Here is a 19,621-nt window from a genome sequence, read left to right on the forward strand (position 1 = left end):
TGAAGCAAGAGAATGACCATGAGATTAGCAATGCCATGAGATTAGAAATTCAGTGTGAAGACAGAATTGGTATGGTGCGTGAAGCCCTTGATCTGTTTATCCCTCATCAAATTGACATGCGTTTGGTTGAAGTGGATACCAAGCGACGTTGTATTTATTGCGGTTTCTCCGACATTCCTTTTCCTAAATTACAGCGCTTATTGGCGGATATTCGTCGTTTAGACAGTGTGGAAGATGTTAAAACGGTGATGTTTACACCATCGGAAAGAGAGCATAACGCGCTTTATACGCTACTTGAGGCTTTGCCTGATGGTGTGATTTCTGTCGACTTGAAAGGCCATATTACCATGGTGACGGAGGCTCGCGGCGGAAGATTTACAAGTGCCCATTTCGGAGCTGTTACACAAACCTTTGCAGCAATTTATAAAGGGATTCACTTCTCTAAGGACACTTGGGCCAATCCTAAAGAGGGTATCAGTAAACGCATACGCATTCGTCACAAAACCTTGTTGCTGGAAATGAAGCCTATTTTTGTGTCTGATGATGAAGGGGTTGCCAATCCTGCCGGAACGGTGATTTATGTAAAATCGAAAGTGCGTTTAGATCGCCAAGCAGAAAGTCTTAAGCAAGCGCCAGACGCAGAGAACCCCCTTGAAAGCTATTTTCAACCTGCGGTACGCAAAAGTCCTAGCATGAGGCAAACTTTGAACCAAGCCAAAGCCTTTGTCGACGTTCCTCAGCCGTTATTGGTGCAAGGAGAAACGGGAACCGGCAAACGCAGCTTGATTGATGCCTTGTTTCAGTATTGGCATAAACGGCATGGCGAGCGTGATGCTAGCTTGATCGTTCGTCATGCTAGAGACTTGACCAAGGCAGACATCGAAGCGTTCGATAACCTATCTGGTTGGATTGTCATTGAGGAGATCGAATACCTCAGTGAATCAATGCAAATTGAGATAATGAACTGGCTAACTCGGCAACCCAGTATGCGTTTGGTGAGTGTGTCTTCTTTGAGCCAAGCTCAGTTGGCTGATGGAACGAGGTTAAATAAAGCGCTGTATTTCGCTTTAGCGACGCTGGTTTTGTCTATGCCGCCATTGCGAGAGCGAAAAGAAGACATAGAAGGTTTAGTTCAGCAAATAGTGGTTGCTCAATCTGAGCGTCATCGACAAACGGTGCCATCAATAGCAAAAAATGCGATAGTGAAGTTGGCCCTGTATGATTGGCCAGGAAACCTGAAAGAGTTACAGAATATTTGCTTGCAAACCTTGCTGACGCAAAAAACATTATGGCTCGCGGAAGACATTCATGTGCCTCAATTAAATGCGTTTGCTGAGATGGCATTGGTAAACGATTCATTAGAGCAAACCGTAAAACAATGGGAAGCAGAGTTGCTAAAAAGGTTGTATCCAAACTTTCCTAGCACTAGACGTTTGGCCAAAGCGGTTGGCATGAGCCACAGTGCGATTGCTAATAAACTAAAAGAGTATGGTATTAAGACGTAAATGCCAGATCGAATGAATCAATCTGGCAAGCAGAGAATGGAAAAATGTCTTATTAAAGCACACTCACTCAGTAACGAGGTCTTTGGCGAGGTACTGGGCGACGTGTTTCTTCGCGTTCAATTTTGATAGGTTGCAGCTTTGTTTTTGGTTGCATAGTCTGTTTCTGGATGTTGGCAACCAAGAAAGCAATTGCCGCGCAGGCAACGATGAATAGCAAAAATTCAAACATGGCATTTCTCCAAACTAATTATTCTTTTAACAATCATGGTTCAAAATGATCGCTGGGTAAAGGCATTTATGTTGTCTTTTGGTAACTTAAAAGCACTTACAGACTACAAGTCGTACCTTTTTCTTAAGTATCTTGCAACGCCATCTTCGTCATGATGACCAATCACATCGGTGGCTGCATCTTTAACGTGCAGCAAAGCATTTTCAGTGGCAAAGGCTTCATCTGAAACAGAGAACATTGATAAATCGTTGTCACCGTCACCGAAGACTAGCATTCTTTTGGCACCAATTTCTGCCTTTAGTTCCATTAATGCGGAACCTTTACACACATCACTGTGGTGGATATCCAGCCAGAACGCATCAGGGTTATAGATGCCACCGCCAGAATACGCTGTCAGATGGCGGTGTTTTTGTGTGTCTTGCACAATATTTTCAATAAACTCAGGGCGTCCCATGGCACTGATATTGGTGATTCTGGCGGTATGAGAAAGCTCAGCCAAAGGGTGAAGGCTCATGTTCTTATGGTTGCCTAGTTCATTGGCAATGTGGTCGCTTAGATGACCACTCAAGGGGGAATGATACACGCGGTGAGAACCATCGTCTTCTAAACAAAAAACAAACGGCGTGACTTGGTTTTCTTCAAAAGAGCTTAGCAGTTCTGAAATGTGGCTCTGAGACAGTAAATTGCGGTGACGATACAGATTTTGTTGAGGATTCCACCATTCAACACCATTTTTAAAAATCTGCCAGTTAGGAAAGTCATGTCCCTCAATGCAAGGCATGGCTGCAAAACGTGTGCGGCCCGTTGCAATTGTATAAAAAACACCAGCAGACTTTAAGCGCTTAAGCGTCTCGAGAGTGTATTCAGAAAGACGCTGGTGCCGATTTAATAGCGTGCCGTCTAGATCAAATGCCACTAATTCCATAATCACCTCATGTTCAAGGGTATCGACTATCGCACTGATTTAACGAGGTGTTCAAGTGTCTTTTTCATTTTCCTCATGGTTTTCTTTCATATTTTTTAGCCGTTTACTGAGTGCAGGTTGTGAAATGCCGAGCATTCTTGCGGCGAGTGATTGGTTGTTGCTGGCTCTCTTCATGGCTTCATCGACTAATAAATCGGCCATATTGCTCAGCGTCGGCAACGGCATATTGGCAGCAAAGAGAATGCTGCTTTCCGTTAAGACGACGGGCTTTTCTCGATTGAACAGTGGCTCAAAAGGTGCGCAGTTTAGTTCATTCGATGTGCTTTGGCTTACCGCATCGTAAACCAGGGCCTTTAGCTCTCGTGCATTGCCAGGGAAAGAGTACTGGGACAAGTTCACAGACAAGTTTTTGGGGACGGTTAAACTTGGTTTATTCATCTCTTTGCAAGCTAACGTCATAAAGTGGTCGATTAGCAAGGGAAGGTCCGCTAATCGTTCTCGTAACGGTGGAATCGTCACCATATGCGTTTTTAGGCGGAAAAATAAATCTTTGCGAAATTTACCTTCCGCTTGGAGCTGTGCTAGTTGTTGATGTGTTGCGACAACGATTCTAGCTTCCAGTCTCTTGGGTTTATCGCTGCCAACAGGGTAGTACTCGCCTTCTTGCAAAAGGCGTAACAGTTTAATTTGAGACGCCAGACTGAGATCACCAATTTCATCGAGAAATAATGTCCCTCCAGCCGCTTTTTCCACTAAACCTAGTCGTGTTTTGTCTGCGCCAGTGAAAGCGCCTCGAGCGTGTCCAAAGAGTGTGTCTGCGAAGACATTGTCATCGACGCCCGCTACATTGACGCTGACAAGTGGTCCTGGGCAACGACTTAATTCATGGATAACATTGGCGATTAGCTCTTTGCCAACGCCACTTTCACCAGATATTAAAACAGGTTGGCGTGTACTGGCGATTGACTCAATATAGCGAAAAGCAGACCACATGGCTTTGTCTGAGGTAATAATGTTTGCAAAGGCATCTGGTTTTTCTAGCTCGTTTGACAAAATTTGCGCGCGTAAAGCTTGGTTTTCTAGAGTGAGTTCTTGGGTATGAATGGCGCGCTTTAAACCGTCTAGGATTTGATTCTGGTCTGAGGTTTTTACAAAGTAGTCAAAAGCGCCTTGTTTGACGCACTCCACAGCGGTGTTGACTTGATTGACACCACTAATAATGATGACGCACACATTGGGGTATTCTTCTTTTAACCAAGACAATACTTTTTGGCCCGATACTTTTGGCATGGTGAGGTCTAATAAGACCAATCCTATGTCTTCACTTTCCATTAATGACGGGATGAGACTTGGATCAGAGCAGGTTATTAGGTTGTTAAAACCTTGTATTTCCAATGTTAACGACATGCTTCTAAGAAAGGCGATTTCATCATCAACCAATAAAATCTTAAATTGAGGGTAGAGATTATGTTTCATGAAAAGGCTCTTATTTTTTGGTAGGGAGTTCAAAAAGATCAGTATTGCTCAATGTGCCTTCCATTGCCGTGTTTGGCTTATAGACTGGGAAAGACACGGTTACACAAGTCCCTTTGCCTACTTCAGAATCAAAGGCCAATTTCCCTTGATGTGTATTAATAATGGCCGAAGAAACAGACAGCCCCAATCCTGTTCCACCTTGCTCCCTTTTGGTGGTAAAAAAGGGATCGGTTAAGCGAATTAGGTTGGCAGGATCAATGCCTTTTCCTTGATCCTCAATGACAATAAGGACCTCTTTCTCATCCAAGCTTAAAGTCGTTGTGACACGAATGCTATCTTGGCGTTTTTCTATGGCGTCACAAGCGTTGATAATTAAGTTAATCATCACTTGTTCTACTCGTTGAGCGCTACCGATGATGATTGGATCGCGTTTGTCTACATAAAGTTCAAAGTCATCGGTGGCATTCCGAATTGAGGTGTCCACGAGTCTTATGGCGGTGGAGACCACTTCATTTATATTGACTTCTTGGGTGATTTCATTGGGTTCTTCACGGGCAAAATCTTTTAAATCATTGACTATGTTGCGGATGCGCAATGTACTTTGATCCATTTCGTCTAGTAAATACGGTAACTCCTGACGTAAACGATCAAACTTAAGGCCCGCGAGTGAAAAACTAGGGTCATTTTGGGCGTGTTTTGCTAAATAGGGGAGCGCGTCTTCCCAAGCGGCTTTCAAAATGGGGAGATTCAGCATTAATAAGCCAGTTGGGTTGTTGATTTCATGGGCAACACCGGAAACGAGTATACCCAACGAGGCCATTTTATCCGCTTGAATGAGTTGTTCTTGCTGAGACTTGAGTTGATTAGAGCGCTTTTCTACTTCTTTTCTCAGCATTGCGTTCCATATGCTTATGGCGCCGATGGCGAGCAACAAAGCGATAATGATAGAAGCTGCATACAGCCCCAGTTTTTTCCAAGGAAAAGGTGGTGGTTCTAGTGCACCAAACCATTTCTCATAAATTTGTTGTTGCTTGCCAGTGTTTTTAAGAATAGCGAGGCCTTCATTGAAAAGGGCGATGATGTCTTCATTTTTGGGCAAGGCGCCATAACCCAAGCGTTGACCCGATATTGGGCTGGCGATGGCATGAATATTATTAAGCTGCATTTCCTTGCTTAAATAAAGGCTAGGGGAGTTGGCTGTTAAGGCGTAATCATGTTTTCCCGACGCCAATAAACGCAGTGCTTCAGCGTGGGTTTGAACGGGAATGATGATGGCTTGGATGTTATTGTCGATTAGGTATTCGTGCATGATGCTGGCGTTTTGGATCATGACTTCTTTGTTTTTGAGTTGTGAGACATCGTCAATAACGGGCGAGTCTTTACGAGCAAAAACAGAGTAATTGACAATCGAATGTGCGGATGAGAAGCGAATACTCTGGGCACGCTCATCGGAATACGCAATGCCTTGAAGAACGTCTAAACGACCAGAATGTAGGCCTTCAAATACGGTTTGCCAATCGGCCATTTCTATTTGGACATGAACTCCCATTACTTCTGCAATAGCGTTTGTGAGTTCAACCGTGTAGCCCGTAGGCTCACCGTCGTCTCCCGCAAATTCGTAAGGTGGAAAATTATAATCCGCACCTACGGATATGACTCTTTTCCAGCCAGTATGGCCGAATTGCTGTCTCTTGCCGATAGCGGACCAGATAAGGACGCCAAGCCTAAAAATAGACAAAACAACGAGGCTAAAGTGCGTATTTTTAATGAGCTTAGCATGTACGGAAGGTCTTTTTTATTGATGTTATTGGGGCGAATACTAACGGTATAAGCCCAATAAAAAAAGCGTGGGAAATGAAATAGAGGTGAGCAATGAGTTTATTTATTGGTGCAATATAACAAAAGTTATAATTATAGCTTTTGTTATTAAGTGTATAGAGTGTGCATGTTTCGTAGGCTCTGGCTGACAGTTTCTTTGCAAAGCGATTTTTCTATAACTTAAGTTATAATTTTGATCACGAATAAATGTGTGTTTTTATTTTGTTATTTTTATAAATATCAATTGGTTAGAGAGTTTTATGGAGTTGGCACTTAATTTGCCATATAGCCCCGGTCACATGACATTAATTTAAATACCGGAATGCTTGAGGATTCTATGACAATTAAAAAAACACTATTTAAAGCTTTGTTTGTACCTGCTCTTGCGGGCGCTTCTATGTTGTCTATGGCTGACACGCAGTTTGTTTCGATTGGTACAGGTGGTGTAACAGGGGTTTACTACCCAGCTGGTGGTTCAATTTGCCGTATGTTAAACAAAGATCGCAAAGAACATGGTATTCGTTGTTCTGCCGAGTCCACAGGTGGTTCAGGTTATAACGTCAACAGTATTCGTGCTGGTGAATTAGAGTTTGGTGTTGCTCAGTCCGATGTTCAAACAGCCGCCCTAGCAGGTACAGGACCATTTGAAGGGAATCCTTTCCCTGAGTTGCGTTCGGTTTTTTCGTTGCATCCAGAGCCTATTCATCTAATGGCGCGTGCTGATTCTGGTATTAAAACATTTGATGATCTTGCTGGTAAGCGAGTCAATATCGGTAACCCAGGTTCTGGTAACCGTTCGATGATGGAGCTATTAATGGCGGAAAAAGGCTGGACCACAGCAGACTTCGCTATAGCCGCTGAGCTAAAAGCATCGGAGCAAGCACAAGGTATTTGTGATGATAAATTTGATGTGACCATCTACGTGTCAGGTCTTCCAAATGGCGTTGCCCAAGAAGCAACGACGACTTGTGATATTAAATTGATTCCAATGAATGGATCTGCCTCTCTTGCGGTAATGCAAAAAAATAGCGCTTTCTCACAAGCGATTATTCCAGCCGGAATGTACACAGGAAATAATCAAGATATTGCGACATTTGGACCCAAAGCGACCATAGTGACGTCTGCTAATGTCTCTGATGAGGTGGTTTATCAACTGACAAAATCTGTTTTCGAAAATTTAGATTCTTTTAAACGTCTGCATCCTGCCTTCGATCGTCTTGAGCCACTTGAAATGGTTCACACTTCCCTTGTGGCACCATTGCACCCAGGTGCTGTGCGTTACTACCAAGAAAAAGGTTATATCAAGTAAGTACTCTGTTGCATGACGTTTCATGCACTTTGAATCAAGCACCTATCTTTTGATGGGTGCTTTTTGAGTTTTGCAATGCGCTGCCACTGTGAAGTGGTGGATTAGGAGTCTGTATGTCGACCAACACAAGCACCACAGTTTCACCCGATAAGTTAGATGAACTTGTCGCGGAAGCCGATATCGGTAAGCGTAGCCCGACAGGTAAAATCTCTATCGGTTTACTTTTTTTGGTACCACTGATGTGGTCTTTGTTTCAGCTATGGACAGGCTCACCGTTGCCATCACAATTTGGCATTGGTTTTTTAAATGATACCCAATCTCGTGCCCTTCATTTGGCTTTTGCGGTTTTTTTGGCATTTTTAGCGTTTCCCGCTTTTAGTAACAGTCCTACACGTTATATTCCATGGTTTGATTATGGTTTGGCTATTCTGGCAGCGGCTTGCGCTTCCTATTTGTTTCTCTTTAATGATCAGTTAGCCATGCGTCCTGGTCTGCCAACGACTATGGATCTTGTGGTGTCTGCGATTGGTTTGGCCTTAACTTTAGAGGCGGCAAGACGCTCTCTTGGGCCGGCATTGATGTTGATTGCCTTATTTTTCCTGCTGTATGTCTTTTTTGGCGACAGCGCTGTGTTACCAGAAATATTACGCTGGAAGGGGGCCTCTTTCGAAAAAGCCATGAATCATATGTGGCTCACAACGGAAGGTGTATTTGGTATTGCCTTGGGCGTGTCTTCTGGTTTTGTTTTCTTATTTGTTTTGTTCGGAGCCTTGTTAAATCAAGCGGGAGCGGGGAATTATTTTATTAAAGTGGCGTTTGCTTTACTGGGTCACATGCGTGGCGGTCCAGCAAAAGCCGCGGTTCTTTCCTCTGCCATGACGGGCTTGATTTCGGGATCTTCTATTGCCAATGTGGTGACGACGGGAACCTTTACTATTCCACTAATGAAGAAGGTGGGGTTTAGCGCCGAGAAAGCGGGTGCGGTAGAAGTGTCGTCATCGGTAAATGGTGTCATCATGCCACCGGTTATGGGGGCGGTGGCTTTTTTGATGGTGGAATACGTTGGTATTTCATACATTGAGGTGGTCAAGCATGCTTTTTTACCAGCCACTATCTCTTACATTGCCTTGCTATACATTGTGCATTTAGAGGCGCTTAAAGCGGATATGCAAGGTTTACCTCGCTCTACGCCAGCACGCACGTGGACTGCACAGTTGATTCGTACCGGTATTCTTGTCACCAGTATGTTGATATTGGCGGGCCTTTTTTACTACATCGTTGTGGCGGTTAAGTGGTTACTCGGTGACTATGCCAACGCCGGGTTATTGGCACTGGTGGTGCTGGGTTATTTTGGTTTGTTGTATGTGTCTTCAAAGTCCGATGATTTAGAAATAGAGGCGAGTGATGAGGCGATTATTAAGCTGCCTATTTTCTCGGAAGTTTACAAAGCCGGTTTGTATTACCTTGTACCACTTCTTGTCTTGGTGTGGTTTTTAATGGTTGAGCGCAAGTCTCCGGGGTTATCGGCTTTTTGGGCTTGTATGTTGATGGCTTTCATTTTGTTAACACAGAAGCCTTTAAAAGCTTGGTTTCGTCAACAAAAGCACATTGTGCAGCAGGCAAAGTCGGGGGTTGTTGATTTGGTTGACGGGCTCAATACAGGCGCTCGTAATATGATCGGTATTGGTGTGGCAACCGCAACGGCGGGGATTATCGTCGGCACGGTTACCTTGACGGGGATTGGTCAAGTCATGGCCGAGTTCGTCGAGCTGGTCTCTGGCGGTGTGTTGATCATTATGCTACTGATGGTGGCGTTGATCTCCTTAGTACTTGGAATGGGATTGCCAACGACAGCGAACTACATTGTTGTGTCTTCACTGATGGCAAGCGTTGTGGTGGAGCTTGGTGCTCAGTCAGGTTTGATTGTTCCTTTAATTGCCATCCATATGTTTGTGTTCTATTTTGGCATTATGGCCGATGTGACTCCCCCTGTCGGTTTGGCTTCCTTTGCCGCTGCCGCTGTGTCGGGTGGGGATCCGATTAAAACGGGCTTTACTGCGTTTTTTTACTCGATGCGCACCGCTTTGTTGCCATTCTTGTTTATTTTCAACACGGATTTATTGTTAATCGATGTAACCTTTATTGAAGGGGTGGTGGTTTTTATTGTGTCTTTAGCGGCCATGTTGATTTTTGCGGCTGGTACTCAAGGGTACTTTATGGCACGCAGCAAATGGTATGAAAGTGCAGCATTGTTATTGATCGCCTTTACGCTTTTCCGCCCTGGTTTTTGGTTGGATATGGTCGAGGCTCCATACCAAGCGCAGTCAACTCAAGAGATGTATCGCTACATTGATCAGCATCCTAGTTTAGACACACTAAGAATGTCGGTGGAAGGCGAGAATTTAGACGGTCGTTGGATATCGAAAACGGTGCATATGCCGTTATCAGGTCAAGGTGATGCCATCGATAGGTTAGCCAAAGGTTCGGGTATTGAGTTGCGCGAAGAAGACGGAAAATTTCTAATTGATAATTTGGCGTTCGGGAGTTTCGCAGAACAACAAAAATTAGATTTTGACTGGGAAATAACACAATTTGAAGTTGAGTCAGATAGGCCTGCGAAAGAATGGTTTTTTATCCCAGCCTTTTTATTGGCTGTGTTCGTTGCTTGGTGTCAGAGTAAACGTAAAGCGAACGCTCTATAGGGTGGTCACAGATGACCTGTTGCTCAGAGTAAACTAAAAAAGGGCCGGTTGCGATAACCGGCCTTTTTGTTTAAGCGCTTTTTTTCACCAAAGCCGAGGTTTCTAAGTGTATTCCAGACCAGCCATTCTCGATAAATTGGCGAATGTTTTGATGGTCTGTTCCTGCTGGATTATCTAAAACGTCTACTCGATAGAAGTCGCCAAATAAATGCAAGGTTTCCACTTCGTTAAGCTGATGGATCGATGCAAAAGAGAAAATTTTGCAAGAGCCATTGTTTTCATTGACGCCATTTTTTTGTTTGCCGTTGCTAAAGGCCATTGGTGTGAAATCGTACTCTTGCTCAATCACTTCAATGACTTCTTTGAACTGAACCTGTTCAGGCGTGGTTTTGATTTTTTCAATGAGTGTTTGTGTGCTTAGCATGGTTACTCCATGTAGTGAGTTGGTTTTATAGTATATGGATCAGTACTAACGTTCGGTTAGGGTTATCTTGTTGGTGTATCTTACGGTGGCTTTGAAGCAGACAAAAGCAATAATACCGCATGCGGCTATGGTGCCAAGCATTGGTATGGAAGTACCGTTATGAAGAATACTAACGACCGCGCCGCCCAGTGCTCCCATTGCGAACCGCGATGTTCCTGCAAGGGCTGTCACGCTGCCGTTATGATTACCTGCGTTTTTCAGTGCTCCAGCCATAAAACCACTGCCAAGGATGCCCATCGGTCCCATGAATAACATGCTTGAAACTATGATTAACCAAAGGGGGGATGGTTAAAAAGGCTAAGGACAATCATGAGTATTGAAGCGACTAACGGAATATAGATGGCGTATTTAGACAAAACTTCGGTGCCCAGTTTTTCTACATAGCGCCCGTTAATAGTGGAAGCAAACATCATGGAAATGACATTGAGACCGACTAAAAATCCAAAATGAGCTGGGTTAACATGATAAATTTCAATATAGACAAACGAACAGCCAGTAATAAAACTCATCATGCCAGCAAAGTAAAAAGCGGAGGCAATGATATAGCCCATGACTGAATGATTTTTAAGTAAGGTAATATAGTTTCGTATGGCATTTAAAAAAGAAAAGGGGTGCGTTTTTCAACGGGTAATGTTTCTGGAATTGTTCGTAAAAAAAGCAACACAGCGACGATAGCTAATACACCTAAGAGGACAAAAATATAGTGCCAACTTAATACCGTCAGGATAGCGCCACCAATAATGGGCGCAGCCAAAGGGGCCAACGCCATGACCAACATGATCATCGACATGGCTTTAGCAAACTGATTAATGGACAAGCCATCTTTCACCAAAGCCGGAACACAAACCGCTACCGCTGCGCCACCAAAGGCCTGAATAGCTCGTCCTACCAACAGCACTTCATAACTTTGCGCCAACGCGCACAAAAAACTACCTATAGCAAAAATACCCAATCCGCCAACCACAACTTTACGACGGCCAATCGCATCGGAAATAGGACCAAACAAAATTTGCATAAACGCAAACACCAGTAAGTAGATACTTAGCGTCATTTGAACGAGGCCGATGTCTGTGTTTAGACTTTTGGAAATCGTTGGAATGCTAGGTAGGTATGCATCAATTGCTAAGGGTGTTAGCCCAGATAAAAGACCAAGTACAAGAATGATTGGGAAGGTGAGTTTCATAGGGTGACTCAATGAGTAGGTTGGTCGCTAATCGACATAGGGTAAGCCAATAACAGAACGAGCTAAATTATAATCGGTTTAGGCGCAATGAAGCAGATTAATTGTGCAAGTAATAAGTAAAGCTGGGTAATCATGTGGGAGGAGGGTCTATCTGGTGAGGTTTAGCCGAATAAAAAAAGAGACAACCCAATGACTGAATTGTCTCCAAATACCCTATCTAATAAAATCTATTGCCGTACTGTGTTGCATACGACTATTTCATGACGCTGCGGTTTTGTTTCTTTTGCCTAATAATTTGCTAATTAGTGGCATAAGCAACAATATTACTGCAATGATCATGATGGTTAAGGTTAGCGGACGCTCCCAAAGGAAAGACAAACTGCCATCCGACAATACCATAGAGCGGCTGAGGTTTTGTTCCATAATGTCACCAAGAATATAGCCCAATAGCATCGGTGCCATAGGGAAGTCCAACATCTTAAGAAAGATGGCAATCACGGTAATGAATACCATCATCTGAATATCAAACGTATTGAAGCTGACCAAATACACGCCCGTGACTGAGAAGAACAAAATCAGCGGAATCAGTATGGGACGAGGAATGGCTAACAAACGTGAAATATAGGGAATCAAGGGTAGATTCAAAATCAACAGTACCAAGTTACCAAAGTACATTGAAATGATCACCGACCAAAACACATCAGGATTATCGACAAACAAACGTGGACCAGGTTGCACACCTGCGGCAATCAGCGCGCCCAGCATGATGGCAGTGGTACCTGACCCTGGAATCCCCAAGGTTAACAATGGCACAAAAGACCCTGTAGACGCCGCATTGTTAGCTGTTTCAGGGGCGGCAAGACCGCGCAAAGCCCCTTTACCAAATTTTAGCTTTTCTTTTGCTGAAGCAAAGTTACGCTCCATGCCGTAGGCCAAGAAGGACGCAATGGTGGCACCTGCGCCTGGTAGTACACCAATGATAAAACCAAACACAGAAGAACGTGCAACCGTAGGCGCCACTTCTTTTACTTCTTCTTTGCTAAGCTTCATGCTGCCCAGCGCGGCCATGTTGATTTCAGGGTCTTTTTCAAGATGCTGTCCCTTCATGACGGACATGATGACTTCAGTTAGCGCAAACGTCGCCATCGCCAATAACAGGAAGCTAACGCCATCCAGCAAATCGAGACTGCCAAAGGTAAAGCGTGGTACGCCTGTCATGACATCGGCGCCCATCGTAGCAATCATCAGACCGAAAACCGTCATGATCATGGCTTTAATGACTTGGCCTTTACCAGAAAACGCCGCCACCGCAGTGAGGCCCAGTACCATCAAGGCAAAATAGTCACCAGACTGAAAGCTTAAAGAAACGGTCGCCAGCGCAGGCGCCGCAAACAATAAGATAATCGCGCCCACTGTACCGCCAGTGAAAGAGCAATAAGCTGCCAATGCCAACGCTTTACCGGCTTGGCCGCGTTGCGCGATAGGATAACCATCAAACGAGGTTACCACGGTACTAGAGCAGCCCGGCGCATTAATCAAAATAGAAGAGGTCGAGCCACCAAATACTGCGCCATAATAGACGCCGGCCATTAAAATAATGCCAGAAGAAGGGTCGAGGCCGTAAGTGATAGGAATCATCAAGGCCACTGCCGATATTGGCCCAAGGCCTGGCAGCATACCGATGAAGGTACCCGCAAAACAACCCACGACAACCATCATGATGTTGAAGGGCATGATCGCGGTGCTAAGACCAACAAATATTCCGTCTAACATGTTCTTAACCTCCAAACAGCATGGTTATTAAACGCCCAGGAGCAAGATAAATATCCAGCAGTTGGGACAGAGAGAACCAAATAAAGACGCTAAAAGGAAGCGAGGCAATTAACAGCACTTTCCAGCGACGTTCCCCTAAAACCCAATAGCCGCCAATGAGAAATAACATGGTAGAAAGCAAAAATCCGACCCACTCTAGTGCAAGACCAAACAGTATCACCAACACTAATAGCTTAATAACAATAGCAAAATCATAGCCTTGCAAAGAAAGGCGCTCGCCGCCATTTTTACTGGCATTGATGATGAGAGCGATGGATAAAATTCCGCCCATATAAGCCAGCACAGTCGGCAAGGTTTGTGCGTTGAAGGGTTCGTATTCATCACCTGGCAACATAGGTATGTCGCCTGTGTAGTAGCCATAAGCGGCGGAAAGGCACAGGAACGCCAAACCACCAATATGATCTTTTGTAATCACCATAGGGTTCACCTTTGACGGTACAAATGCCGTCCATCTCATAATAAAAGGGTAGGATAAGAAAGAGCTTCAAGGACATGAATTGTCGTTGAAGCTCTAAGAGCGTTGGGATACCGGTGCCGTTATCTTAAGAAGCCTAGTTCACGCATCAGGTCACCAATCACGGCTTCTTGGTTCTCTAAGAAGGCAACAAAGTCTGCGCGAGGTTTGAATACTTCAGTCCAACCATTACGGTCACGAACGACTTCCCATTCGGCCGTGTCGTACATTTTAGACAGTAAGTTAGCGTATTCATCGGCTTCAGCATCGGATAGCGTTGGTGCTCCGAAGAAGCCGCGCCAGTTTAAAAAGCTTGCGTCATAGCCCAGTTCTTTTAGCGTAGGTACATTCGGCGCAGCAGCGGAGCGTTCATCCCCAGTAATGGCTAGGATACGCACTTCACCCGCATTGGCTAACACCAAGGCTTCACTGAAACCGGTTGACAATATGTTGGCTTCACCAGATAAAATGCCTGCCATAGCGGTACCGCCGGCATCATAAGCCACGTATTTTAGACGACGAGCATCACCACCCGCCGCTTTGAATGCCATGGCGGCAACTAGGTGATCCATGCTGCCACGGGCTGAACCGCCGGCGATAGAGACTGAACGAGGGTCATTGTTAAAATCGCTGACCACTTCGGTAAACGTCATATATTTTGAGCTGGTTGGCACGACAAAAGCACCATAATCACCAACCACAGCGGCAATGGGTTTTAAATCACGGAAAGATTGTGGAAACACTTTAGACAAAGAACTGATCACAATAGGCGTAGAGTTCACCATCAAGGTGCCATGGCTCTGATCGGCTTTTTCAATCAAGTTTGCGATGGCTTTGCCGCCGCCGCCACCCGATAGGTTTTCAAAAGACACTCTTTCTATTAAGCCTGACTTAGTCAGTGCTTCACCGACACCGCGAGCGGTACTGTCCCAGCCACCGCCTGCGCCGCCTGGAACCAAGAAATGAATCTGATCGTTCGCGGCTTGTGCCATGCCTGCAGTCAATGTAGATGCGAAAACGGCTGCCAATAGCGTTGAACGTTGACGAGTAAGAAATCGAGATAGCATAGAAGTATCCTCAGTTGTTTTTATATTTTTAGTGATTTCTTTACTATATTCGGACGCTTCCTGTTTAAAAATATATTGCACTTAAAGGCTATATCATCCTTTAAAATCATTTTGTGCATTTTGTTCACAGGCAGTTTGATTAGATATTCGCTACCATAGAATAAAAAAGAGCCACACACCCTATGACAAACCCTTTACGTAACCTTAAACTCAAGACTCGCATGACCTTGGTTTTGGGGCTGATGGCCCTATTGCAAACGGGCTTTTTGGGCGTCTTTGCCCTCAATCACCTCAATGAATCACTGGAAGAGCAGGTGGCGGAACGTGCGCTGCAGGTCGCTAAAACTATTGCTGTTATGCCGGAGATTATTGCCGCGGTTAAAGCGTCGGACACATCCTTTTTACAGCCTTTAAGTCTACATTTAGCAGACACTACCCATGCACGTTTTGTCGTCATTGGCGATAAAAATGGCCTACGTTTATCTCATCCTACGCCAGAGCGAATCGGTAAACCGATGAACGATGACGATGAAGATGGCATGGGAGGTGAGTACAACAATCCCGCCTTATTGGATGGTAAGGCTTATGTGCAAAAAGCCACCGGGAGTTTGGGCGTTTCCATTCGAGGAAAAACCCCATTATTGATCAAGATGGTGACATTGTTGGCATTGTTTCGGTTGGCTTTATTTTGGATACGGTAGAAAGCATTCTGGCGCGTTATCGCACCACCTTGTTGATCGCTATTTTATCGGCTTTTGTGCTCAGTGTGTTGATTGCACTCTGGTTTGCCCGTCATTTTAAGAAAGCCATTTTTGGGCTTGAGCCAGAGCAAATAGGGCTGTTGTTTGAAGAGCGTAATGCCACATTAGAGTCGATTCGTGAGGGTATTATTGCGATTAACGCAGAAGGGATTATCACTACCTTTAACCGTGCTGCATTAAATACCTTGAATTTGTCAAACAAGGACGGTTTGTTGGGGCAGCCTATTCAACAAGTGCTGCCTGATAGTCAAATGATCAGTGTACTGGAAAATGGACAGCCGCAATTCGATCAAGAAGTGTGGTTGGGGGAGGCGTGTTTTATTACAAACCGTCTGCCTGTGCGTCAAGATGACCGCATTATTGGTGTGGTGTCCAGTTTTCGGCCAAAAGATGAGCTGGACATGGTCAGTCGCAAGCTGACGCGTATTCGCCAGTATGCGGATAGTCTGCGCAGCCAAACCCATGAGTATTCCAATAAATTGCACACCATTGCGGGTTTAATCCAAATTGGCGCCGCTAAAGAAGCGTTGGCTTTGATTGGTCAAGAAACCGAGAATCATCAAGCGTTAATTGATCTGTTGGTGGTGGCCATTCCTGATCCGGTATTAGCAGGGTGTCTATTGGGTAAATACAACCGAGCGCGTGAACTTGGTTTGCGTCTCATCATCGACTCAGAAAGCCATATGACAGATATTCCTGCAAACATTCCCCGCGAGTTATTAGTCAGTGTGATTGGGAATCTATTAGACAATGCGTTTGAAGCCACACTGTCTCATACGGGGGCGGGAGGTGAGGTCAGCTTGACCATGACAGACTTAGGCAACGATCTGATTTTTGAGATAGAAGATCAAGGTGCTGGCATTCCGCTTGAAGAGCAGGCGCGTATTTTTGAACGTGGTGTCTCTACAAAGGGGGAGCCAAATCGAGGCATAGGTCTGCACTTAGTGAATCAACTGCTGACACGCATGGGGGCGACCATTATTATTGAGCCAGCCGATTTATGCGGTAGTCGCTTTACTGTTTATATCCCCAAAAAGAAACTTTCTATTGATCCTAAATCGACTCAGGAGTGACGTTATGAGTGCCAATATACGTGTCGTAATTGCCGAAGATGATTTGCAGATTGCGGAAATTCAGAAACGCTTTTTGGAGCGCATAGAAGGTTTCGAATTGGCTGGTTTAGCCCATGGTCTTGAAGAGGCTCGAGATCTAGTTGACATATTAAAGCCTGAGCTTTTGCTTTTAGATGTACAGTTTCCCAAAGGCAATGGGCTGGAATTACTGCGCGACCTTCGTGCTAATCATTGTGCGACAGATGTGATCTTGATTACCGCTGCACGCGAAATTGATACCCTTCGTGCGGCTTTGCATGGCGGTATCTTTGATTATATTTTAAAGCCCTTAGTGTTCGAGCGACTCAAAGAAGCCCTTGCGAATTATGCGCTGCACCTGGAAAAACTCACGGGATGAGCACTTTGGTTCAGACCGAGGTAGATCGTCTGCTGCCACGTGGTCAACACACTTCCTCTGCGCCAGTGGCTTCGCCATTACCAAAAGGTGTCGATGCGCTTACTTTGGCCAAGGTTATTGAGGTTATTCATGAGACAAATACGTCTCTTAATGCTGAAGAAGTAGGTAAACAAATCAACGCCAGTCGAACCACCGCAAGACGCTATTTAGAGCACTTGGTGAGCCGAGGGGAGCTGACCGCAGAAGTCAGTTATGGCACGGTTGGTCGCCCAGAAAGACGCTATCAAAAAATAAGATAACTGTCAGGCTCAGTCTAAACAGGTATAATGAAAAGGATTATCTTTTCTGGTTTTATATAATGGAACGTGGTTCAATTTCGTCTCCATTTCATGTCGATAATCATATTGCTTTTATGTCCCGCCTAGCACTTTTTTATAAAGTGCTGCTTTTTTGTCGGCCAAAGTTCGGTTTACTAAGGAATATCCATGTTACGTTTTTTTGAAAAGTGGGTGTCTGCTTACCCAGACACAGATGCGATAAAAGCGCCTAAAACCTTATTTGCGTTCTGCCGCTATTACTCAAAAGGAGTAGAGATTCCGCTTTTGATTATGTCGTTATTAACCGCGACCATTGCCATTTTAGAAGTGACCTTGTTCAGCTTTATGGGGCAATTGGTGGACTGGTTGATCAACAAAGATCCAGAGACCTTTTTTGCCGAAGAGGGCACACACTTATTATTGATGTCCTTGATGATTTTAGTGGTGATGCCATTAGTGGCTTTTTTGCACTCGACCATTATTCATCAAACCTTATTGGGTAATTACCCAATGCGTATTCGTTGGTTGTCACACCATTATATTTTGCGTCAAAGCATGTCTTTCTTTCAGGACGAATTTGCTGGGCGTATCTCCACTAAGGTGATGCAAACTTCCCTTGCGGTTCGTGAAACCGTGATGAAGTTGTTGGATGTCTTGGTTTACATTGGGGTTTATTTCATCTCCATGGTGGTATTGATCGCTAAGGCCGATTATCGCCTAATGATTCCCATGTTGGGATGGTTAGTCTGTTATGTGCTATTGCAACTGTATTTTGTGCCGAAGCTTAAAAAGGTCTCTGCCGAGCAGGCGGATGCGCGTTCCACTATGACAGGACGAGTGGTAGACAGCTACAGTAATATTTCGACGGTAAAACTGTTTTCGCATCATCAGCGTGAAGCTGACTATGCCAAAGAAGGCATGGATGGTTTTTTACAAACGGTTTATAAGCAAATGCGCTTGGTTACCCTGCTCAGCGTGGGCGTGCAAACCTGTAACTATGTGTTGGCATTTTCCGTGGCGGCTTTGTCTATTTGGTTGTGGACGGGCAGTATTATCAGTGTGGGCGCGATTGCCATTGCGGTCAGTTTGGCGCTGAGGTTGAATGGTATGTCGCAATGGATTATGTGGGAAATCAGCGCCTTATTTGAAAATATTGGTATGGTTAACGACGGCATGAAAACCTTGTCTCGAGCCATTGAAATAGAGGATAAGCCCAATGCACCGGCGTTATCTGTGCCAAACGGCATGATTGAGTACGATGCTGTGAATTTTCATTATGGTAAGCAAGACAGTAAGGTCATTGAAAACCTGACGTTATCGATTAAAGCAGGCGAAAAAGTCGGTCTGGTTGGACGTTCTGGTGCGGGTAAATCGACCATTGTGAACTTGCTGATGCGGTTTCATGATATCGAATCCGGTCAAATTCGCATTGACGGGCAAGACATCAGCGCGGTTAAACAAGACTCTTTACGTGCGCAAATTGGTATGGTGACTCAAGATACTTCCTTGTTACACAGAACGGTGCGGGAAAACCTACTATACGGCCGTCCCGATGCTACGGAAGAAGAGATGATTGCGGCGGCGAAAAAAGCCGAAGCTCATGAGTTTATTCAGGGACTAACCGACCCATTTGGTAATTCTGGCTACGATGCCATGGTAGGCGAGCGTGGGATCAAATTGTCTGGTGGTCAGCGTCAGCGTATTGCCATTGCTCGTGTCTTGTTAAAAGATGCGCCTTTATTGGTATTGGATGAAGCAACGTCGGCATTGGATTCTGAAGTGGAAGCTGCTATTCAGGACAGCTTGTACAAATTGATGCAGGGCAAAACGGTTATCGCCATTGCTCATCGCTTGTCGACCATTGCAGCCATGGATCGCTTAATTGTGTTGGACAAAGGCAACATTGTAGAGCAGGGCAGTCATGAAGAGTTGATTCAACATGCGGGGATTTATGCGTCACTGTGGGCGCATCAGACCGGCGGCTTCTTAGCAGAGGATATTGATTTAGACGAGGTTGATCTGGATGCGATTAAGCAAGAAGAGCCAATCAAATAGCCGTATTCGTTGAAAATCTAAGGCAGAGAAAGG

19 protein-coding genes are annotated in these 19,621 nt (G+C 44.8%); 8 read left to right on the forward strand and 11 right to left on the reverse strand.

The window, feature by feature from the left end; translation table 11 throughout:
* Window positions 1-35 precede the first annotated feature (35 nt).
* Complete coding sequence (locus ONZ52_RS13965; RefSeq protein ID WP_265219291.1) at window positions 36-1,505, forward strand: TyrR/PhhR family helix-turn-helix DNA-binding protein; 1,470 nt, start codon at window positions 36-38, stop codon at window positions 1,503-1,505.
* Between the two features lie 67 nt (window positions 1,506-1,572).
* Here the strand turns inward: ONZ52_RS13965 and ONZ52_RS13970 are convergent, their stop codons facing one another.
* The 4 genes from ONZ52_RS13970 to ONZ52_RS13985 form a co-directional block, all read right to left on the reverse strand.
* Window positions 1,573-1,734, reverse strand: a complete 162-nt coding sequence (locus ONZ52_RS13970; protein WP_265219292.1) for a hypothetical protein — start codon at window positions 1,732-1,734, stop codon at window positions 1,573-1,575.
* Between the two features lie 103 nt (window positions 1,735-1,837).
* Window positions 1,838-2,659, reverse strand: a complete 822-nt coding sequence (locus ONZ52_RS13975; RefSeq protein ID WP_265219293.1) for an HAD family hydrolase — start codon at window positions 2,657-2,659, stop codon at window positions 1,838-1,840.
* 51 nt (window positions 2,660-2,710) lie between these two features.
* Window positions 2,711-4,135 carry a sigma-54-dependent transcriptional regulator gene (locus ONZ52_RS13980; RefSeq protein ID WP_265219294.1) on the reverse strand — a complete coding sequence of 475 codons (1,425 nt, stop codon included), beginning with the start codon at window positions 4,133-4,135 and terminating at the stop codon, window positions 2,711-2,713.
* Window positions 4,136-4,145: 10 nt separating this feature from the next.
* On the reverse strand, window positions 4,146-5,873 hold the full coding sequence (locus ONZ52_RS13985; RefSeq protein ID WP_265219296.1) for a transporter substrate-binding domain-containing protein: 1,728 nt from the start codon (window positions 5,871-5,873) through the stop codon (window positions 4,146-4,148).
* 417 nt (window positions 5,874-6,290) lie between these two features.
* Here ONZ52_RS13985 and ONZ52_RS13990 point away from each other — a divergent pair, with 417 nt between their 5' ends.
* Together ONZ52_RS13990 and ONZ52_RS13995 are read left to right on the forward strand one after the other, a co-directional pair.
* The gene (locus ONZ52_RS13990) at window positions 6,291-7,262 is read left to right on the forward strand and encodes a TAXI family TRAP transporter solute-binding subunit (RefSeq protein WP_265219297.1); all 972 of its coding nucleotides are present in this window, start codon (window positions 6,291-6,293) and stop codon (window positions 7,260-7,262) included.
* A gap of 113 nt (window positions 7,263-7,375) precedes the next feature.
* Window positions 7,376-9,964, forward strand: a complete 2,589-nt coding sequence (locus ONZ52_RS13995) for a TRAP transporter permease (RefSeq protein WP_265219299.1) — start codon at window positions 7,376-7,378, stop codon at window positions 9,962-9,964.
* Between the two features lie 70 nt (window positions 9,965-10,034).
* On the opposite strand, the gene ONZ52_RS14000 is transcribed toward ONZ52_RS13995, so the two are convergent.
* The 7 genes from ONZ52_RS14000 to ONZ52_RS14030 all read right to left on the reverse strand — a co-directional run bounded on the left by ONZ52_RS14000 (window position 10,035) and on the right by ONZ52_RS14030 (window position 14,985).
* Complete coding sequence (locus tag ONZ52_RS14000; RefSeq protein ID WP_265219300.1) at window positions 10,035-10,388, reverse strand: HopJ type III effector protein; 354 nt, start codon at window positions 10,386-10,388, stop codon at window positions 10,035-10,037.
* 45 nt (window positions 10,389-10,433) lie between these two features.
* The gene (locus tag ONZ52_RS14005; protein ID WP_265219301.1) at window positions 10,434-10,703 is read right to left on the reverse strand and encodes a hypothetical protein; all 270 of its coding nucleotides are present in this window, start codon (window positions 10,701-10,703) and stop codon (window positions 10,434-10,436) included.
* 14 nt (window positions 10,704-10,717) lie between these two features.
* The gene (locus tag ONZ52_RS14010) at window positions 10,718-10,999 is read right to left on the reverse strand and encodes a hypothetical protein (protein WP_265219302.1); all 282 of its coding nucleotides are present in this window, start codon (window positions 10,997-10,999) and stop codon (window positions 10,718-10,720) included.
* Window positions 11,000-11,043: 44 nt separating this feature from the next.
* On the reverse strand, window positions 11,044-11,631 hold the full coding sequence (locus ONZ52_RS14015; protein WP_265219304.1) for an MFS transporter: 588 nt from the start codon (window positions 11,629-11,631) through the stop codon (window positions 11,044-11,046).
* Window positions 11,632-11,889: 258 nt separating this feature from the next.
* Window positions 11,890-13,404, reverse strand: coding sequence for a tripartite tricarboxylate transporter permease (locus ONZ52_RS14020; RefSeq protein ID WP_265219305.1), 1,515 nt, complete (start codon window positions 13,402-13,404; stop codon window positions 11,890-11,892).
* Window positions 13,405-13,408: 4 nt separating this feature from the next.
* Window positions 13,409-13,882, reverse strand: coding sequence for a tripartite tricarboxylate transporter TctB family protein (locus tag ONZ52_RS14025; protein WP_265219306.1), 474 nt, complete (start codon window positions 13,880-13,882; stop codon window positions 13,409-13,411).
* 119 nt (window positions 13,883-14,001) lie between these two features.
* Window positions 14,002-14,985, reverse strand: a complete 984-nt coding sequence (locus ONZ52_RS14030; protein ID WP_265219308.1) for a tripartite tricarboxylate transporter substrate binding protein — start codon at window positions 14,983-14,985, stop codon at window positions 14,002-14,004.
* Window positions 14,986-15,167: 182 nt separating this feature from the next.
* Between ONZ52_RS14030 and ONZ52_RS24770 the strand changes: the two genes are divergently transcribed.
* The 5 genes from ONZ52_RS24770 (at window position 15,168) to ONZ52_RS14045 (ending at window position 19,588) form a co-directional block, all read left to right on the forward strand.
* Window positions 15,168-15,686: a sensor histidine kinase gene (locus ONZ52_RS24770; RefSeq protein ID WP_321160321.1), complete on the forward strand. Its 519-nt coding sequence runs from the start codon at window positions 15,168-15,170 to the stop codon at window positions 15,684-15,686.
* The gene (locus ONZ52_RS14035) at window positions 15,674-16,819 is read left to right on the forward strand and encodes a sensor histidine kinase (RefSeq protein WP_321160322.1); all 1,146 of its coding nucleotides are present in this window, start codon (window positions 15,674-15,676) and stop codon (window positions 16,817-16,819) included. Before ONZ52_RS24770 ends, ONZ52_RS14035 begins: the two co-directional genes overlap by 13 nt.
* Before the next feature lie 4 nt (window positions 16,820-16,823).
* Complete coding sequence (locus ONZ52_RS24775; protein ID WP_321160323.1) at window positions 16,824-17,216, forward strand: response regulator; 393 nt, start codon at window positions 16,824-16,826, stop codon at window positions 17,214-17,216.
* Window positions 17,213-17,515: a helix-turn-helix domain-containing protein gene (locus ONZ52_RS24780; protein ID WP_321160324.1), complete on the forward strand. Its 303-nt coding sequence runs from the start codon at window positions 17,213-17,215 to the stop codon at window positions 17,513-17,515. Before ONZ52_RS24775 ends, ONZ52_RS24780 begins: the two co-directional genes overlap by 4 nt.
* Window positions 17,516-17,701: 186 nt before the next feature.
* Window positions 17,702-19,588: an ABC transporter ATP-binding protein gene (locus ONZ52_RS14045; RefSeq protein ID WP_265219310.1), complete on the forward strand. Its 1,887-nt coding sequence runs from the start codon at window positions 17,702-17,704 to the stop codon at window positions 19,586-19,588.
* Window positions 19,589-19,621: the final 33 nt, after the last annotated feature.

The sequence above is a fragment of the Marinomonas rhodophyticola genome (assembly GCF_026113935.1).
Taxonomy (GTDB): domain Bacteria; phylum Pseudomonadota; class Gammaproteobacteria; order Pseudomonadales; family Marinomonadaceae; genus Marinomonas; species Marinomonas rhodophyticola.

Coding starts and splice junctions, on each gene's coding strand:
- ONZ52_RS13965 (WP_265219291.1), top strand. CDS start 36: ATGAGATTAGAAATTCAGTGTGAAGACAGAATTGGTATGGTGCGTGAA.
- ONZ52_RS14030 (WP_265219308.1), bottom strand. CDS start 14,985: ATGCTATCTCGATTTCTTACTCGTCAACGTTCAACGCTATTGGCAGCC.
- ONZ52_RS14025 (WP_265219306.1), bottom strand. CDS start 13,882: ATGGTGATTACAAAAGATCATATTGGTGGTTTGGCGTTCCTGTGCCTT.
- ONZ52_RS14000 (WP_265219300.1), bottom strand. CDS start 10,388: ATGCTAAGCACACAAACACTCATTGAAAAAATCAAAACCACGCCTGAA.
- ONZ52_RS14020 (WP_265219305.1), bottom strand. CDS start 13,404: ATGTTAGACGGAATATTTGTTGGTCTTAGCACCGCGATCATGCCCTTC.
- ONZ52_RS13970 (WP_265219292.1), bottom strand. CDS start 1,734: ATGTTTGAATTTTTGCTATTCATCGTTGCCTGCGCGGCAATTGCTTTC.
- ONZ52_RS14015 (WP_265219304.1), bottom strand. CDS start 11,631: ATGAAACTCACCTTCCCAATCATTCTTGTACTTGGTCTTTTATCTGGG.
- ONZ52_RS13980 (WP_265219294.1), bottom strand. CDS start 4,135: ATGAAACATAATCTCTACCCTCAATTTAAGATTTTATTGGTTGATGAT.
- ONZ52_RS14045 (WP_265219310.1), top strand. CDS start 17,702: ATGTTACGTTTTTTTGAAAAGTGGGTGTCTGCTTACCCAGACACAGAT.
- ONZ52_RS24780 (WP_321160324.1), top strand. CDS start 17,213: ATGAGCACTTTGGTTCAGACCGAGGTAGATCGTCTGCTGCCACGTGGT.
- ONZ52_RS13975 (WP_265219293.1), bottom strand. CDS start 2,659: ATGGAATTAGTGGCATTTGATCTAGACGGCACGCTATTAAATCGGCAC.
- ONZ52_RS24775 (WP_321160323.1), top strand. CDS start 16,824: ATGAGTGCCAATATACGTGTCGTAATTGCCGAAGATGATTTGCAGATT.
- ONZ52_RS13990 (WP_265219297.1), top strand. CDS start 6,291: ATGACAATTAAAAAAACACTATTTAAAGCTTTGTTTGTACCTGCTCTT.
- ONZ52_RS13995 (WP_265219299.1), top strand. CDS start 7,376: ATGTCGACCAACACAAGCACCACAGTTTCACCCGATAAGTTAGATGAA.
- ONZ52_RS14005 (WP_265219301.1), bottom strand. CDS start 10,703: ATGTTATTCATGGGACCGATGGGCATCCTTGGCAGTGGTTTTATGGCT.
- ONZ52_RS14010 (WP_265219302.1), bottom strand. CDS start 10,999: ATGGGCTATATCATTGCCTCCGCTTTTTACTTTGCTGGCATGATGAGT.
- ONZ52_RS24770 (WP_321160321.1), top strand. CDS start 15,168: ATGACAAACCCTTTACGTAACCTTAAACTCAAGACTCGCATGACCTTG.